General features: G+C 50.1%; 13 protein-coding genes. 5 read left to right on the top strand and 8 right to left on the bottom strand.

Annotated features, from left to right (window positions below; genetic code table 11):
* Positions 1-318: 318 nt before the first annotated feature.
* Positions 319-1,659 (bottom strand): branched-chain amino acid transport system II carrier protein, encoded by a 1,341-nt coding sequence (gene brnQ / locus HP435_RS14600; RefSeq protein ID WP_173597381.1) that lies wholly within the window; start codon positions 1,657-1,659, stop codon positions 319-321.
* 281 nt (positions 1,660-1,940) lie between these two features.
* Between brnQ and HP435_RS14595 the strand changes: the two genes are divergently transcribed.
* Positions 1,941-2,786: an SDR family NAD(P)-dependent oxidoreductase gene (locus tag HP435_RS14595; RefSeq protein WP_229049922.1), complete on the top strand. Its 846-nt coding sequence runs from the start codon at positions 1,941-1,943 to the stop codon at positions 2,784-2,786.
* A gap of 156 nt (positions 2,787-2,942) precedes the next feature.
* On the opposite strand, the gene HP435_RS14590 is transcribed toward HP435_RS14595, so the two are convergent.
* From HP435_RS14590 to dacB, 4 genes are all read right to left on the bottom strand, one after another.
* Positions 2,943-3,677, bottom strand: a complete 735-nt coding sequence (locus HP435_RS14590) for a YheC/YheD family protein (RefSeq protein ID WP_255679260.1) — start codon at positions 3,675-3,677, stop codon at positions 2,943-2,945.
* Positions 3,674-4,066: an aspartate 1-decarboxylase gene (gene panD, locus HP435_RS14585; RefSeq protein WP_122966861.1), complete on the bottom strand. Its 393-nt coding sequence runs from the start codon at positions 4,064-4,066 to the stop codon at positions 3,674-3,676. Before panD ends, HP435_RS14590 begins: the two co-directional genes overlap by 4 nt.
* An 85-nt stretch (positions 4,067-4,151) precedes the next feature.
* A complete protein-coding gene (locus tag HP435_RS14580; RefSeq protein ID WP_173599325.1) occupies positions 4,152-5,216 on the bottom strand; it encodes an Ldh family oxidoreductase in 1,065 nt (354 codons plus the stop codon).
* 185 nt (positions 5,217-5,401) lie between these two features.
* Entirely contained in the window at positions 5,402-8,299 is a 2,898-nt protein-coding gene (gene dacB / locus HP435_RS14575; protein WP_173599324.1) for a D-alanyl-D-alanine carboxypeptidase/D-alanyl-D-alanine endopeptidase, read from the bottom strand.
* Positions 8,300-8,474: 175 nt separating this feature from the next.
* On the opposite strand from dacB, the gene HP435_RS14570 reads away from it, so the two are divergent.
* The 3 genes from HP435_RS14570 (at position 8,475) to HP435_RS14560 (ending at position 10,467) form a co-directional block, all read left to right on the top strand.
* Complete coding sequence (locus HP435_RS14570; protein WP_122966864.1) at positions 8,475-9,020, top strand: hypothetical protein; 546 nt, start codon at positions 8,475-8,477, stop codon at positions 9,018-9,020.
* 365 nt (positions 9,021-9,385) lie between these two features.
* Positions 9,386-9,928, top strand: coding sequence for a hypothetical protein (locus tag HP435_RS14565; RefSeq protein WP_122966865.1), 543 nt, complete (start codon positions 9,386-9,388; stop codon positions 9,926-9,928).
* 302 nt (positions 9,929-10,230) lie between these two features.
* Positions 10,231-10,467: a hypothetical protein gene (locus HP435_RS14560; protein ID WP_063231262.1), complete on the top strand. Its 237-nt coding sequence runs from the start codon at positions 10,231-10,233 to the stop codon at positions 10,465-10,467.
* A 317-nt stretch (positions 10,468-10,784) separates the two neighbouring features.
* Here HP435_RS14560 and HP435_RS14555 read toward each other — a convergent pair whose 3' ends face one another.
* The 3 genes from HP435_RS14555 to HP435_RS29075 all read right to left on the bottom strand — a co-directional run bounded on the left by HP435_RS14555 (position 10,785) and on the right by HP435_RS29075 (position 14,537).
* Positions 10,785-12,707, bottom strand: a complete 1,923-nt coding sequence (locus HP435_RS14555) for a copper amine oxidase N-terminal domain-containing protein (RefSeq protein WP_173597387.1) — start codon at positions 12,705-12,707, stop codon at positions 10,785-10,787.
* A gap of 21 nt (positions 12,708-12,728) precedes the next feature.
* Entirely contained in the window at positions 12,729-13,793 is a 1,065-nt protein-coding gene (locus tag HP435_RS14550) for a S1C family serine protease (protein WP_229049921.1), read from the bottom strand.
* A 612-nt stretch (positions 13,794-14,405) separates the two neighbouring features.
* Entirely contained in the window at positions 14,406-14,537 is a 132-nt protein-coding gene (locus HP435_RS29075; protein WP_255679252.1) for a hypothetical protein, read from the bottom strand.
* Positions 14,538-15,386: 849 nt separating this feature from the next.
* Between HP435_RS29075 and HP435_RS14545 the strand changes: the two genes are divergently transcribed.
* Positions 15,387-15,593, top strand: coding sequence for a helix-turn-helix domain-containing protein (locus tag HP435_RS14545; protein WP_047071214.1), 207 nt, complete (start codon positions 15,387-15,389; stop codon positions 15,591-15,593).
* Positions 15,594-15,650 lie beyond the last annotated feature (57 nt).

Below are 15,650 nucleotides of genomic sequence, written 5' to 3'. Positions count from 1 at the left end.
AAATTTTGCCCCATTCGTACCACTTTTATCCTGTTTCCTTGCCCGGTGAGCCAGTTGCCTGTGCCAAAAGAAAAAACGCCCGGATCAACCGGACGTTTTGGACCGTAGCCATTTCCACAAATAGCAATAACAGGACGTCAGCACAAGCACGACAGTGATCGTCATGATAGTGTCAAAGCGCATAATAGCCTCCTTCTTTCTCCTACTCTTTTACTACGAAAAAACAGGCGATAAAGTCACGAAATCGCATCATCTTTCACGCATGTGTCTTCAAAAAGGAAAGAGCCTCGCAAGCGCGAAGCCCTTTTTTCGTTGTAGTTATTCCGTTTGGGAAGAGTGTTTTTGCCGCAATAGCAAAGCTCTTTTCCACATGTCGAGCAGCATGCCGACTGCAACCGCGATCAAGGCAGGCATGACCCAGCCAGCGCCGACGTTGTAAAAAGGCAAGGCCGCGAGCACCTGGTCCCATTGGTGGGCGACAAGCAGGGCATTCGCCAAATCTGCCAGCCCAAACACGGCAACGACGCCAACCGTTGTCATATAAACGAAAGAGGTAGCCGGGATGAACCGCTCGACCAGAGCAAGCAAAATGAGCATGATCGCAATCGGGTAAATCGCACCTAAGACAGGCACGGATACTTGCAAAATTTGTGTCAGGCCCAAGTTCGCAACCAGCATGCTCAAGACGCATAAAACCGTCACCCATCCCTTGTACGGCAAACCGCCGAACAGGCCGTGGAAATACTGACTGCAAGAAGTGACGAGCCCAATCGATACGCACAGACAGGCGACCGTAAAAATCACCCCGAGGATCAGCGTTCCGCTTGCCCCAAACAGGTGGTCCATCATGTTCGCGAGCAGTTGGGCGCCATTTTCCGCTTTTCCTAAAGAAGCGGCAGACGCGCCCATGATGCCCAGAACGACGTAAATCACTGTCAGCAAAAATCCAGCTCCAAGCCCTGCCTGAATCATGCTTGCAGACAATTTTTTCTCGTCTGTCATCCCTTTCGCCCGCAGCGTATTGGCAATGACAATCCCGAAAATGAGGGCGGCAAGCGCATCCATCGTCAAGTAGCCGTCGAGAAAGCCTTGGGCAATCGGATTTGCTCCGTATTTGCCAGTCGGCGCACCTGTCTGTCCGAGCGGAGTAACCAAGCTTTTGATGTAAATCAGCGCGATGAGCGCCAGCAAGGCAGGCGTCAGCAGCTTCCCGAACCGATCGACCAGCTTGGAAGGCGACAGACTAAACCAGAACACGATCAGAAAAAACACGACCGTGTACACGAGCAAGCTGATTTTAGAGGCAACCAGCGATTCTGGCAAAAAAGGCGCCATCCCCATCTCGAAAGCGAGACTTCCCGCGCGCGGAATGGCGAGAGCCGGCCCGATCGAGACGTAAATCAGAAACGGAAAAATAAGAGCAAAAATCGGATGGACCCGGCTCGCCAATTGGTAGAAGCTGCCTGCTTTGGCAACGGCAACTACCCCGAGAATCGGCAGACCGACAGCCGACAGGACAAAGCCCAGCAAGGAAGACCAGACGAGCGAGCCAGCCTCCTGCCCAAGGTATGGCGGGAAAATCAAATTGCCTGCTCCAAAAAACATGGAAAATAACATGAAGCTGATGAGCATCCATTCTTTTTTAGACAGTGATGTCATTGTCGAACATACTACCTCCCTTCATAATGAGAGGCATTCTATCAACTTTTTGTGCTCTGCGCCAGCCTTTCCCCATTTTTCGCAATAGCAAATGGATTGCGAGTTTTCTTTTATGGAAGGCTCTGACACTCGACTATCGGCATTTTCTGGCTGCTCAAGATATCGAACTTTTAAACGTGTCTGTTCCATCAATTTCAAAAATGATAATCGCTCATTCTCAACATGACACTAGATGTCATATTACTACGTGTATGATGAAATAAATAACTGCAAAGGAGTAGATGAACTTGAAGAGACTCGCTGGGAAAATCGCTCTCGTAACCGGAGGAAGTCGAGGGGCAGGACGAGGGATCGCCATTGAACTCGGGAAAGCCGGAGCAGTCGTTTATGTGTCCGGAAGAAGTTTGCGAGGGACTACTACAAACGGTTTTCCAGGCAGTATTGATGAAACGGTCGAGGAGATTCTGAAAAATGGTGGCGAGGCATACGCATGTCGTTGCGATCATACCCGTGATGAGGATACGCAAGCTTTGATCGAGAGAATCCGCCAGGAACAAGGACGTCTCGATATACTTGTGAATAACGTCTGGGGACTGCATGACTTGGACGTGAATTTACAACCGAAACCGTTCTGGGAATATCCGCTGAACATGTGGGATGCTATGTTTCAAAGCGGAGTACGTGCACAAATAGCGACAAACCATTATGCGATCCCGCTTATGCTGGAAGCTGATTCTGGGTTGATCGTACATACCACTTTCCGGGATCAGGATAAGTATTTAGGAACTTTCTATTACGACCTTGCCAAGAATACGATTAACCGCTCCGTGTTCGGACTCGCTCATGATCTCAAAAACACGAAAATAACGGCGGTAGCGGTCTCCCCTGGTTGGATGAGAACAGAACTGGTATTAAGAAATTTCAATACAGACGAAAATCATTGGAAGGAAGTGGAAGCTCTTAAACATACGGAGTCGCCGCATTATATTGGGCGCGCTGTGTCTGCCCTGGCAGGGGATGGCGAAGTGAAGCTTAAAAACGGACTGCTCCTGCAAGTTGGTGATCTTGCCCGGGAATACGGATTCACCGATGTTGATGGACGATTTATCCCCCCTTTTCTCATCTGATCCGTTATACAGCAGAAATCTTTCTCATCGAACGACAAATACTTGTTACCCAGAATCCACATGAAAGCCTTTTTGAAAAAAAGAACCACTTGCCCTCAGGCTTTTTCGGCCGTCGCAGCAAGCGGTTCTCTTTGCTTTTCAACGCGCTCCACGCACTCAACGCTTCCGCATCGCCAAAATACGCCTGTAAAAAGTCTGATCCTGAAGCTGCTGGAACAAAGATAGCGACGGGCGAAAATTCGCTTCGATGATCCACGGCTTGCCGTGAATGTCGATCCCCATGTCCAGGCCGATCTCCCGCAACGTCGGGTACGCCGTTCCCAACCGTTTGGCTACCGCCATGGACACTTGCCGAATTTCTCCAAGCAGATTCGGATTCGCTGCAATGTTCGACTGCTTGATCGCCGTGCGAAGCGGCAGCACTTTTCCGCGGCTGCGGGCGACGTTCGTCACGACGAAGCCCGGCCCGGCGAGTTTGGCTACCCATCCGGTAATCACCCAGGGAGAGTGTTTCCCTTTGCGCTGGATCATCACGCGGACATCAAACGGCTTTCCGTTGATGCGCCCAAGCGGAATGCGCGGTTGAAGCAGATACGTTTTCGGGCGAAACAATGATTTCGCATATTGGACAGCCTTTTCCTTGCCTTCGACTGTCCGGCGGTGCTTGCCGCTATGAATCAAATAACGGTCGTCTCCCAAATCGGTCAGCTGGATAATCCCGGCCCCGCCGCCTCCCCCGGACGGCTTCAGCATGACACGCTTGTAGTCCGCTGCGTACTCCCATAACGCTTCGGGAGAAAACAGCCGGGTTCTGGGCAAATGCTCACGCAGGAACTCATCCTGAACCATGTGCTGGTGCTTGCCCCATTTTCCTACGTTTGGCGCTTTTATGGCAATGTCTCTCCATTCGTAATGAGATGGTGCTCTTCGACTTTCGTAATGCGATTTTGTTCATCCACAAACACGACCTTCGGCACCAGCTGGTCGCATTCGCTCTCCTCGAACATGCCCATGCTTAAAATGATGACGATGTCGCCGGGGGAAAACAGATGGGCAGGCGGGCCGTTCAAACAGATTTTGCCGCTTCCTTCCGCTGCTGGCAGGGCGTATGTTTTCCAGCGCGTCGCGTTCCGCAAGCTGGTGATTTGCACAATTTCGTAAGGCTTGATGTCAGCCGCTTTCATCAGGGTTAAATCAATCGTAATGCTGCCGACGTAGTCAAGCTCGGCTTGCGTCACTGTCGCCCTGTGGATTTTGCCTTTGCACATGTGGCGTTGCATCGGATGTTCACTCCTTTTCAAACCGCTGACATCAGTCTATGTGCGAGAGAATGTCCCGGAAACCACTGGACAGCGAAAGCTTTGCTCACACCCGATAGACTGCTTGCGCCAGATCGATTCCGTAGCCGGAACACAACTTGTTGAGATCCTCCACCACCGTCTGCGTCAAGGGAATGCCATCCTGCTTATGCGCTGCCATCTTTCTCTGCTCGATTTCTCCCGGAATCAAGATTTCCGCCACGTGGGCTGCACGCGGAACTTTTTTGATCTCCCGGATATATTCGTCCATCTTTTGCAAAAATGCGTCCACAGGCAAAAAGCGCTGCACATCGATGCACAAAAAGACGTGTCCGATGTTTTGCGGATCATGCCAGTTGTCGTACAAGCTTTTGACACTGGCTCCAGCCGCAGCTCCGGTCAGCAGCCCGCATAAAATATCGATGAACATCGAAAGCCCGTAGCCTTTTGCCCCGCCGATCGGCAAAAGAGAGCCGAGCAACGCTTTATGTGGGTCATGCGTTGGCAAGCCGTCCGCGTCTATGGCCCAGTCTTGCGGGATCGTCGTCCCTGTTTTGGCTGCCAGAGCAATCTTGCCGCGCGCCGCAACACTTGTCGCCATGTCCAGCAAGTAGGCAGGTTCCTCGCCCGCAGGAATGCCGATCGCGATCGGATTCGTTCCGAAAAACGGCTGAATCCCTCCCGTTGGCGCCATCGCGGAAGGGGCATTCGAGAGGACGAGCAAAATCATGCCTGCGGCAATAGCCTTCTCGGCGTAGTACGAACAGGAACCAAAGTGATTGGAGTGCCGTACGCCGACAAATCCGATCCCGTTTTGCCGTGCCAGTTCCATCGCTTCTTCCAGAGCAGCCATCCCGACGACCGCTCCAAGCTGATTTTTGCCATCGATAAGAGAGGTCGCTCCCTGCCTGGTGACCAGCTCAGGTGGCAGCGAAAACTCGATCAGCCCCGCCTCGATCCTCTGCACGTAAATCGGCAGCCGCGACAGCCCATGGGACTCGATCCCGCGCAAATCCGCATGGACAAGCGATTCGGCTACCATTCGTGCATCCTTTTCCCTGACCCCCGCGCGAGAAAGGATGTGTGCAGCGACTTGCTCCAACCCCTGCCAATGAAAGCGTGTAGGGTTCAACTTCGCTTCCCCTCCCCGATCTCTTCGTTTTTGTCGCGTTCTGCATCTGGATATAGATATGAAACCAGCCGAGCGACCGTCACTGGCATTGACCCAAACCTGGACGAAAAGCCACCTGCACGCGGCCACCCATAAAAAAGAGAAGCCCGCTTTTGTCCAAAGGGCTTCTCCATCTGCCTGCCAGCTTATTCGTACGCTGCGACAATCGACATGATCCGGTCTTGCAGTTCCGTAAAGAAATCTTCATCCTCCACATAGCCGTTCATGATAATGGAAACGACGAGCCTCTCCCCGCTTTGCGTGGTCAAATAGCCCGACAAGCTGTTCGCACCCGTCATTGATCCGGTTTTGGCATGAATCGTTTTGGCAGCAGCCAGATCGGTCAGCCTGTTTTTCAGCGTGCCGTCCACGCCCGCGATCGGCAGCGACGCGTCAAAAGCGGCAAAAGACGTTTGCTTCGCCATCCCTTCCAGCACGGAAGCAAGGTGACGCGCCGAAATCAGGTTGTAGCGGGTTAAGCCTGAACCGTCGACCATGTCAAAATTCGTTTTGCCCCCAAACGACGCGACTGTTTCTTGCACGACTTCCGCTCCTGCCGCGGCACTTCCGGTTCCTTTTTTCACAGCGCCGATCGTCTTCAGCAGCATTTCCGCGTAAAAGTTGTCGCTCTTTTTATTCAAATAGGCGACGATATCTTTCAGCGGCAGCGAAGTAAATTCATGCCATTTGACAGCGGATGGCGGGACAGTTTGCACGATCAGCTGGCTGCCCGGAGCGAACTGAATGCCTTGGCTTGCCATCGCTTCCTGCAAAACGGTTCCCGCGTACTTGGCCGGTTCCTCTACAGGTACGCGCTCGTAGTCGCCAGGATGATCGAGCGGAAGATTTCCGGTCAGCCGAATCGTATTCGTTCCGCGGTCGCGCAGGATGGCAAACGTATTTTCCTGCCCGGCCTCTACTGTTTTCGATTCGTTGACAATCGTGACGTAGTTCGTTTTCGGCAACAGATTGAACGCGACAGCCTCGCCCGCTTGTTTCGCAGGCTTATATTCGACCATGACCGTCCCGCGATTCAGCGCCAATGCCCCGAGGGTCGGGTTGTAGTAGTAGCTTTCGTCATCCCATGCCCAGCCAAGGCCGAGCCGTTCCTTGTCAAAAAAGCTTTCGTCCAGCACGAGATTTCCGGTGACTTGCCTGATTCCTTGCTGCTTGATCCACGCTGCGATTTTCTCTATCGCGACGCCTTCCTGCACTTGCAAAGCGTTTTCGGTAGAAATGGTCGGATCGCCGTAGCCTTTGAGGTACAGATTGCCTTGCTGGACTCCGTTTTTTGTTACAGGCGCATCCCCGTACAGCTCGGTTTTGTAGACGTAATTCTCCCCGAGCTGGGACAGCGCTGCGGCCGTCGTCAGCAGCTTGAGATTGGAGGCGGGTGTGAGCAGCGCGTCCGCATCCTTTTCGTACAAAATGGCTGCGTCTCCCGTTTTGTCCAGCGACTTGACGATGACACCTGCCGTTACCCCGACTGCTTGCGGCTGTGCAAACAACGGATCGAGCAGCACGGAAAGCGGATAGACCTTTTCGCGGGCAGGTACATAGCCTTCCGGAGCAGTAATCTGCGGGTAGGAGGCCAACAGTGTGCCTACGAAGTCTTGCAGATCGCGCCCGTATTTCGACTTGTAAATCCCGTTGATCAGGATGGAAAAGGCCAGCTTGTGCCCGTTTTTCGCCGTGACGTAGCCAGACAAGCTGTTGACTCCACCCATGGAGCCTGTTTTCGCCATCAAGTTTTTTTCCGCGTCTGACGTAAGCATGCGGTTTTTCAACGTACCGTCTACGCCTGCAACTGGCAACGATTTTTCCAGCTCGACGCCATACGTCTGCTGCTGGGCGAAATCAAGCAGCTTGACGATTTGCTCTGCGGTGACCAAGTCAAAGCGCGACAATCCCGAGCCATCTACCTGCCGAAAGCCCGTGTCAATGCCAGCCCGCTTCATGACGTCCGCAACGGCTTCGCTGCCCGCTTCTGCGCTGCCTGTTCCTTTTTCCGTCGCCCCCAATGTTTTCAGCAGCATCTCGGCGTAAAAGTTGTCGCTTTGCTTGTTCAATTCCACGACGACCTCGCCGAGCGGCATGGAAAGATGCGTGCGGAGCGGCACGCCGGATGTCACGCTCGTCTTTTTGATTTGCGCGGAAGGACTGAAACGGATGCCTTGGGCGAGCAATTGCTGCTTCCAGATGTCTCCCACAAACAATGCCGGGTCTTCCAGCGACACATCTTCCTCATACGGCTTGGCGCTCATCCCGATTGTTCCGGTCAGCAAAATCTCGTTTTTTCCGCGCGGGCGCTCGACGGCGATGTCTGTCTCCGCTCCTGCAACGGTCTGCACCTGGTTGTTGATCTTCACGTATGTAGTAGCCGGTTCCATCGCCATTGTCGGCGGTGTATTGGCAGCCTTCCCCGGCGAAATCGCGATCGTCACAAAATTTTTATGCACCGAAAGCGCGCTCAGCTGGGCACTGTAGCCATACGGCTCGTCATCCCACATCCAGCTGACGCCAAGCCGGGTATCGTCAAAATAGCTTTCGTCCAGCAGCAGGTTGCCGTCGATGCGTTTGACACCTGCTTCTTTGACCGCAGCAGCCAGCTGTTGCAAATCCGCTGGCATCAAGGTCGGATCGCCGTTGCCTTTTAGCACCAGATCGCCCGCTAAAACCCCGTCGGCATTTACTTTTCCTTGCAAAAAGACGTCTGTCCGCCACTGATAGTCCGGCCCCAGCTTATCCAGCGCAGCGACTGTGGTAAACAGCTTCATGTTCGAGGCGGGAATATAGTTTCGCTCGGCGTTGTGCCGATACAAATACGTTTTGTCCGTCAAATCGTAGACGGCAATCCCCGCATACATCCCCATGCTGTTCTCATCGTTTTTCAAATCGGTCAAGTATTTCTCGATGCGATCCGTGAGTGCGTCCCTCGTGCCGATGTCCTCTCTGGCAAAAGCAGGTGACACGGCAAACTGCAACACAAGCAGAAGCAAAAGAAAACAGGTACAGACGCGTCGAAAGACAACCAACTGATTCATGTGACCCTCCTCGTCCTAGTCTTGACCTTTTGCGAGAAATCCAAAGGATGAGCCAATCATAGCATTTATTTAGATTTTTCTAAATATTACTATCCTACTATTACGCTCGCGGATGAAGCGTGATTCCCTCGACCATACTATCGACATGACTACAACGAGCGAGGAGAACTTGTCCATGCGATATCGCCTGCTAATCCTCATCATTTTGCTGTGCGCCGTCATTCTGCCTGTTTCCGCCGAGACGAGCATCGGTCAGCTTCACGTCCCGACGACTGCTCTGTCCAGTGCCAAAGAGCTCGTCAGCCAAAGCGACCTCATCCTCATCGGCTGGATCGACAGCGCCCACAAAGCATACCCGACAGGCCGGACCATCAGCCAGGGCAAAATCGTCAACTACACGCAAACTTTGCAAGTGAAAAAAGTGTTCAAAGGCTCCTCGTCGCGCTTGGTGACGGTACTCAGCACAGGAGTGGAGCCGTTGCCCGACGCTTCCAGCCAGCTGAACCTCACCTACACGGGACCGCTTGGCGAAGGCAACTACCTGGTCTTTTTGCGCAAAGTAAAAGGTTCCTCCTCCCTTTACTCTCTCTCAGGACTGTGGCAAGGTGTCTATCCCTTGTACCAGGGCAAAACAATCGCCTTGCAAGGCGTCGGCTTTTCCGAGTTCAACCAGCTTTCGTGGGAAGAAATCGAGCAAAAGCTGAAAGCCATCCAGCCGTAAGTGCTCCTCAAACGCCAAAAAACCGCTCTCATTACAATGAGCGGTTTTTGGCATGCACTCCAAGTCAGCTTCTCATGACGTAAATGAAGATCACCATCGACACGGCACAGGCAAGAACACAGCCGACAAAGCCCAAGATGACCCATTTGTTGTTCGTTTTCGGTTCGTGTTTGTCGCTCATAAAAACTTCTCCTCGTACAAGCATTCTTCTCTATTATAGGATTGTTTCGGCTGAAAAGGAAACGGGAAATCCAATTCAGGCAGTTGTCACACATATAAGCTATGGATTATATGTTGATTTATTGGTAAAATAAGACGGGAACAATGCTGTCTGTCATGGAAAAATCCTTACAGGAGAGTGAACTATGACACGAATTGCCCTCTTTTTCTGTTTGCTCGCCCTTTTTGCCACGAGTTATTTTTTGACCGACGATTCTTCCCCCACTCCGTTGCAAGCCATTGAACAGATGAGAGAAGAAGTCGGCACCGTGTTGCACGAAGCAAGCACGGATAAAGGTACTTTGTTCTTCCTCGTTCATGAGGATGGCCAGATCCACGCCGAATTTGCCAAGAAAACGATTCTTGGCTGGAAATGGGGCAATGGCGGCAGTCACGCCATTCCCGCCGATTCCGAAATGTCGCTGTACGATCCTGCCTTTTCCACCCAATACGTCGCCAACGGAAAAGAAAACCCGTTCGACTCCCCGTTCCCAATGCTGTTCGGCGTCATTCTCGATCCCGCCATCGACAGCCTCGTCGTCGTGAGCGACAAGACTGGAAAAGAGATTCAGGCGGAGATTATCGACAGTGAGCTGATCCCGTTTCGATTGTGGTATGCGCAGATTCCCGTGAAGCAAGGGGAGGCGTTTACGGTGACGGCTTTGGGGGAGGATGGTGGGGTGATTTAGTTAATGTTGTGATAGGTATAGCTTCGCTCCACCCTCGGGACAACCGAGGGTGTTTTTTTCTCCAACCCCCAGTCCATCTGGTATATCGTCATCTTTTACAGCGGATGTTCATGAATAAAAAAGAAGAAACCATGCATTCAAGATTTGATGCATGTCCGGTTACTGGGGTAATTGAAATGGGTGCACCTGAGGATGAATTTTTCAGAAGTTGCTAGATTGGTCTAACAGCACGTAACTAGCCTATTAAAATCTCTTTTCCAAATGGTATAATTTAGGGAGTAAAACTCCCAAGGAGGACTTATATGGCCAAGTATGGATGCAAATGTGGAAAAACCCTTTCCAACTCTCTATGCCCCAATGACATACAATTGAAAGTATTCACTGATAAACAGTGGGAGCAATTATATGAAAAGAGTTTTATCACGGGTGATGACTTTCCTGATCCTGAATATGATGTATGGCGTTGTCCGGACTGCAAAAGAATCTACGTTTTTGATGGAACCAGATTGATCATGCAATATGTACTTGAGACCGATTAAAGATAGGTCCGCTAATCGATTGCGCTTTTGTGAATTTTTGAACACTCCTCGTCTTATTATCGGAGGATTTATTGTGAAGAAGCTAATGATTATTTTCTTGCTGAGTTTTGGACTGCTGCTCTTTCTTGGGATAGGTCTTTTAACCATACAATACTTCAAGGTTGAGCGAGTGTTGATTATCAATTAAATTGAAGCTTTCATTTTGCATTCATTGCTCTACAAGAAAAGTCCCTGGCACAAAAACCAGGGACTTTTGGGATTCCTCCATCCGTCATCAAACGCAAGTGCCTCTGCTGGATGACGGATCAAAGCTGTCTTTATTCGATTACTTTAAACGAATTTAATACCTTCTCCATCCGCTCCTTGGTAGCAGCCGTACTGTAAGCATCGCGAATCGACCAGGAAATATAGTAGGAATACTTGCCTTTCGGGAAAAGGTACGCTGTACGTTCATATCTGATGCCCTCTTCTTCTCCCTTGATCACAAATTTCCTGCCCGACTCGCCATGTACGGTCACTGGCTTGTTTTCCACCAGCGAGGTTTTCTCACTGCCGCTCGTTTGCATTTTGAAGATTGACGTGAAGCTTTTTTCTACCTCGGAGTAGCTGTCCTTGAATACAAACAGAGTAAACGCGCCGCCTTCAAACAAGTACGACTTGCCGATCAAGCTGCGGCTATCGACCACGTCCTCTTGCCAATACTCGGGGATGTCGATCGCGTACTTGTACTTGCTGTCCTTGATCGTCGCCATCTTGTTTTTGTCGAGCAAAATGTCATCCTGAATGAAGCCAAGCGACTGGTTCATTTTTTGTTCATCGATCGACAGCGAACGGCTGATGGTGTTGATCATCTCCAGCGTTTTAGCCGGATCGGCCGTTTTGTTGAACGCGAGCTGCAAGTGGAACTTGTATTTTCCTTTGATGAAAAAGATGTGGCGCTCCTGGTATTTGTTTTCGCCATCAAAGGTGCCGTAGTTCCGCTCCCGCGCCGTCACGCCAGCGATTGTGGTAGTCGTTGCGTTTTTATCGACGTCAAGTGCACTCTCGGCATACATCTCGCGATACATCCGTTCATGCTTGGCTACCCAGTCGTCGAGCTTGTCGTTTTCAGTCGCCGAGGTCACGCTGAGCTGCATCCACTGATCGCCGTCGTCATTGCTGAAAGCTGCCCCGCTATCGCCGCCTACTTTTTCCCAAACAGCGGGCACTTTGATTTTCAAGCCAAAATCTTTGTAGTCGAACCAGCGGTAGCCATTCTCGACATTGGACAAATCTTTGATGGACTTATCCTGTTTGTCAAAATGGGCCGTGAAGCTGTCCAGCATGTCTTTGTAACCTTTGTATTTCGCTGGATTGTTGAAGTCCGCTTCGTTGGAAACACTCAGTGTGATCTCGTACACTTTGTCGCCTTTTCGGTAAGCGCGGCTTTCTGCCATATAATCTTCTTCATCCCGCGAAACTACTCGGGCATAGGAAAGGCCATCTTTCTCGACATACTCTTTGGACAAAATCATACCGTACTGATTCTCGGCCAAAAACTTGACCAGCCCATCGTTGGACAAGTTTTCCGGCTGATCTTCGTACACCTGCACGTTCAGCCAAAACGTCTCCTTGCTGTCATGGAAGCTCGCGTAATTGCCCTTGTAGCTCTGGTAGCCCAAGATCAGCTCTGTCGGATACTTCATCGACCAGCCATAGTAGCTGTCGCCGACCTTGGTCTTTCCGTGGTCGGAATCAAGCGAACTGTTGGACGCAGCAGTACCTTGTGTGGACGCGCCCGTAATCGTGACCTCTCCCGTCTGCTTGTTCTCGCTCACATTCGCACCTAAAAACTGCGTAACGAGCGTCACCGGCACCATCGTCTTCCCGTTTTTCAGTTCGGGTGCCACCGAAAGTACGATCGGTTGGCCGTTCAGCTTGGCGTTTTTGTCGCCTGCCTTCAGTGAAATCGTCTTCTCTCCCGCCGTCAGTTCAATTGTCTGCGTCTGGTTGTCCCATTGCAAAGTCGCGCCAAACGCATTTGTAATGATGCTGAGCGGGATCATCGTCGTACCGCCTACTACATACGGCTTCTCGATTGTCGATGCAGCTCCATTGATCGTTACGCTCTCCTGCCCTACTTTCAGCCGGACATTCACGCTGCCCCCTGCCGTGTCAGCAGCATGCACCAGACCGTTATTCAGCAAAAGAGGCACGAGAACGAACGATACCGCCGTCATTTTTTTCCATCCACGCAACATAATTGGCCCCCACTTTATTTGTTATTTTTTCGTTTCTGCAAACGTGACGTTCTTTTTGATCAAATCCCCGTTCGATTGGGTCATGATCTCGACCTTTTGTCCGGGCAAATATTTTTTCAGCAACTCATTGAAATCAACGATGGTTGTAATCGACTGATTGTTGATCGAGTAAATGACATCCCCCGGTCCGATGCCCGCTGTCGCAGCTGGCGAGCCTGGCTCCACCCGCACGACGCGCAGCGGCTCCTTCGTCGGCAAACCGACGACAGCAGCCCAACTCTCCTCCAGCTCCGCTCCGAAATACGGTCGCTTTACTTTTCCGTATGTAAAAAAGTGATGCAGCACGTATTGCACCGTATCCGCCGGAATTGCGAAGCTCAAGTTGTCCACCCCGATAGAAGCAAATTTGAGCGAATTGATGCCCACGACCTCGCCCTTCATGTTCACGAGCGGACCGCCGCTGTTGCCGGGATTGACCGCAGCATCTGTCTGAATCAGTCGGTAGGTAGAGTTGACGGAGCGATTCACCCCGCTGATAATCCCGGACGTCGCCGAGTTGCGCAGCGAAAAGGAAATCGGCGTCCCGATCGCCACCACCGTCTCGCCCATCTTCATCGCATAGTTCGTTGCGAATTTCGCCGGGGCAAGCCCCGTCGCTGCAATCTTGACCAACGCCAGGTCGCTCTCCTCGTCCATATTGGTCACTTTGCCACTGTATTGCTTGCCGTCGAGCGTTACGACCGTCAAATTGGACATATTTTTGACCACATGCGCATTGGTCACGATCCAGCCGTCCGCCTTCACGATCACGCCTGTTCCGTGCGCAAGGTTGAAGCGGTTAGTTGAATTTGCTTGCTCCGTCGGCTTCCCGATGATCGCCACCACACTCGGTGATGTTCGCTGAATCACATCCGGGATGTCGTACGTTGCTGCTGTTTTGTCTGACGTTTTGGCCGGAGCCGCTTTCGCTTGGGTATTTCCGGCTGCGTAGGCAACAGACCCAAACGTTACTACTGGAGAATGAAAATGAAAGAAAATAGCCGCTAAAGCTCCGCTCATGATGAGCGTTTTGTACCTCGAACGCATTTTGTCTCACCCTTTCTGCAAAATCTCGCTTTTCCCGTTCTCGGGAGCACCGCCTCCTCATCCGGCATAGTGGGAAAAAAGTTGGCAAAAGAAAAAGGCCATTCACGAACCGAATGAGCCTTTTACCTGATAAACATTCCGTTTGGTACGTTCGATAGGGCAGCCCAGCCATTGATGTTCGAGGAATGCATCCCCACGGCATGTCGCTTGAAACGCACAATCTCCGGGTCCAGATGCCTAGTGTTCCTTATGCCTCGATACCTAATGTTGGTAATATTGTAAGTTATCTGCTTAGGATTTTCAAAAGATGTTTTTCTACAGGAATCGACATTTTGTTCTCTACTTGGCTTGCGCTCTAAACTTTTCCAGTTCAACAACCCATGCCTCTATTAATTGCTTCAATTCTGTTGTTTCAATGGTGTACTCTACGTCCGCTTCGTCTTCCAGATGCTCGAATAAATAATTGACGACTCTCGTTTTCGCTGGCCCGACTTCTATTCTGCAAGCATTTCCTCGCGTTTCTTCGTATGGAGAAGTTCCTTTTAGGACTGAATCAATTAGCTGTGGTTCCCGTTTTTTAGCCTGAGACAATCCCCACCAACCAATGGTGTCCTAATTTTTCAACATATAGTGAATATATGGTTGGACAATTTTATTAAAGTCAACCTCTTCGTCCAAACCATCTTTATAATCATGGATGACTGTTTCTACCGTATTCGCATCAACGATTAGTGCCTCCATCATCCCTGATCTCCAAACACATATCGTACTTGCATAATAATCATTCTCCAAATATATTCTTTGAGCATGATCTATGAACTGTTCTTGCTCACCACGTGATTTATCAATTTCAACTTCAAAACCTAGTCGTTGAAAGTCACCCTTCTTTTCTGCAATCCATAGTAAAAATTTGTTATCAAGAATTTCTTCTCACCGCTTGCTTTCATTTTCTTTTTTTCTGCAATTAGTCAAATCTTTGCTCGGCAGGCGGCTCTTGAGTATAGAAGTGGCTTTATTGTTCACCTTGTTTTTCTTACCATAAGTCGTTTCTTGAGAAGATCGTCTTCGTCCCACATTATGGAAATTCATGATATATTCTCAGCATCTATTTATACGCCCGATTTCTTATTCTCCACATACTTTACTCTTCATCGTCAAGATAAGGTGATTTAAGAAGCTCAGCAAACAGCCCTTTTCCAATAATCTCTTTTATGGTGTCGCTACAGTTAACGGAGCATCCAATGTACATGTAATACTCAAAGCCAAAATGAACAAACCTTTTCTTATCAGATGTAAGCTTGCACCAAAGCTTCTCCCTTAATATAAGCTTGCATAGGTTTCTTAGATTTTCCCCGCTTACTATCTCACCTTCCAAAAGATTATGAAATAATGCAACCATCTCGGCCGTATAAATGGAACGATGCTTATCAAAATGAAAGTTTAGATCGTGTCTCTCTAAATTGAATCATTGTAACGCCTAGTAGATACAAAATAATTATATATCGCTTAGCAGATACAATCAACGACCTTTTCCTCGTGCTAAAATTGCACGTATAATGGATAAAGAATGTTCACGGGAAAGAAGGACTCAAAATGCCTATAATTGTAAAGTTAAAAGAAATTCTTGATCAGAGAAATATGTCTCAACGAGAATTGGCAAGACTCACTGGTCTTAGACCGAATACAATCAGCCATCTCTGTTCCAGCCAAGTAGATAGGGTTCACCTTAGTACATTTGAAACGATCTGTAAGACATTAGATATTGAGTTGCATGAATTGCTGGTGTTGGAGGGGGAGTAATTTTCCACCTCAAAACTTAATCGCCTAAAATCCAACCTACCTACGGGACTGAGAGCG

This window comes from Brevibacillus sp. HD3.3A, from assembly GCF_013284375.2.
GTDB lineage: Bacteria > Bacillota > Bacilli > Brevibacillales > Brevibacillaceae > Brevibacillus > Brevibacillus parabrevis.
This window is presented reverse-complemented; position numbering and strand designations above follow the sequence as displayed.

Bases quoted from the DNA above. Each gene is read 5' to 3' on its own strand.
- brnQ (WP_173597381.1), bottom strand. From the start codon at position 1,659: ATGACATCACTGTCTAAAAAAGAATGGATGCTCATCAGCTTCATGTTA.
- HP435_RS14595 (WP_229049922.1), top strand. From the start codon at position 1,941: ATGAACTTGAAGAGACTCGCTGGGAAAATCGCTCTCGTAACCGGAGGA.
- panD (WP_122966861.1), bottom strand. From the start codon at position 4,066: ATGCAACGCCACATGTGCAAAGGCAAAATCCACAGGGCGACAGTGACG.
- dacB (WP_173599324.1), bottom strand. From the start codon at position 8,299: ATGAATCAGTTGGTTGTCTTTCGACGCGTCTGTACCTGTTTTCTTTTG.
- HP435_RS14570 (WP_122966864.1), top strand. From the start codon at position 8,475: ATGCGATATCGCCTGCTAATCCTCATCATTTTGCTGTGCGCCGTCATT.
- HP435_RS14565 (WP_122966865.1), top strand. From the start codon at position 9,386: ATGACACGAATTGCCCTCTTTTTCTGTTTGCTCGCCCTTTTTGCCACG.
- HP435_RS14560 (WP_063231262.1), top strand. From the start codon at position 10,231: ATGGCCAAGTATGGATGCAAATGTGGAAAAACCCTTTCCAACTCTCTA.
- HP435_RS14555 (WP_173597387.1), bottom strand. From the start codon at position 12,707: ATGTTGCGTGGATGGAAAAAAATGACGGCGGTATCGTTCGTTCTCGTG.
- HP435_RS14550 (WP_229049921.1), bottom strand. From the start codon at position 13,793: ATGCGTTCGAGGTACAAAACGCTCATCATGAGCGGAGCTTTAGCGGCT.
- HP435_RS29075 (WP_255679252.1), bottom strand. From the start codon at position 14,537: ATGATGGAGGCACTAATCGTTGATGCGAATACGGTAGAAACAGTCATC.
- HP435_RS14545 (WP_047071214.1), top strand. From the start codon at position 15,387: ATGCCTATAATTGTAAAGTTAAAAGAAATTCTTGATCAGAGAAATATG.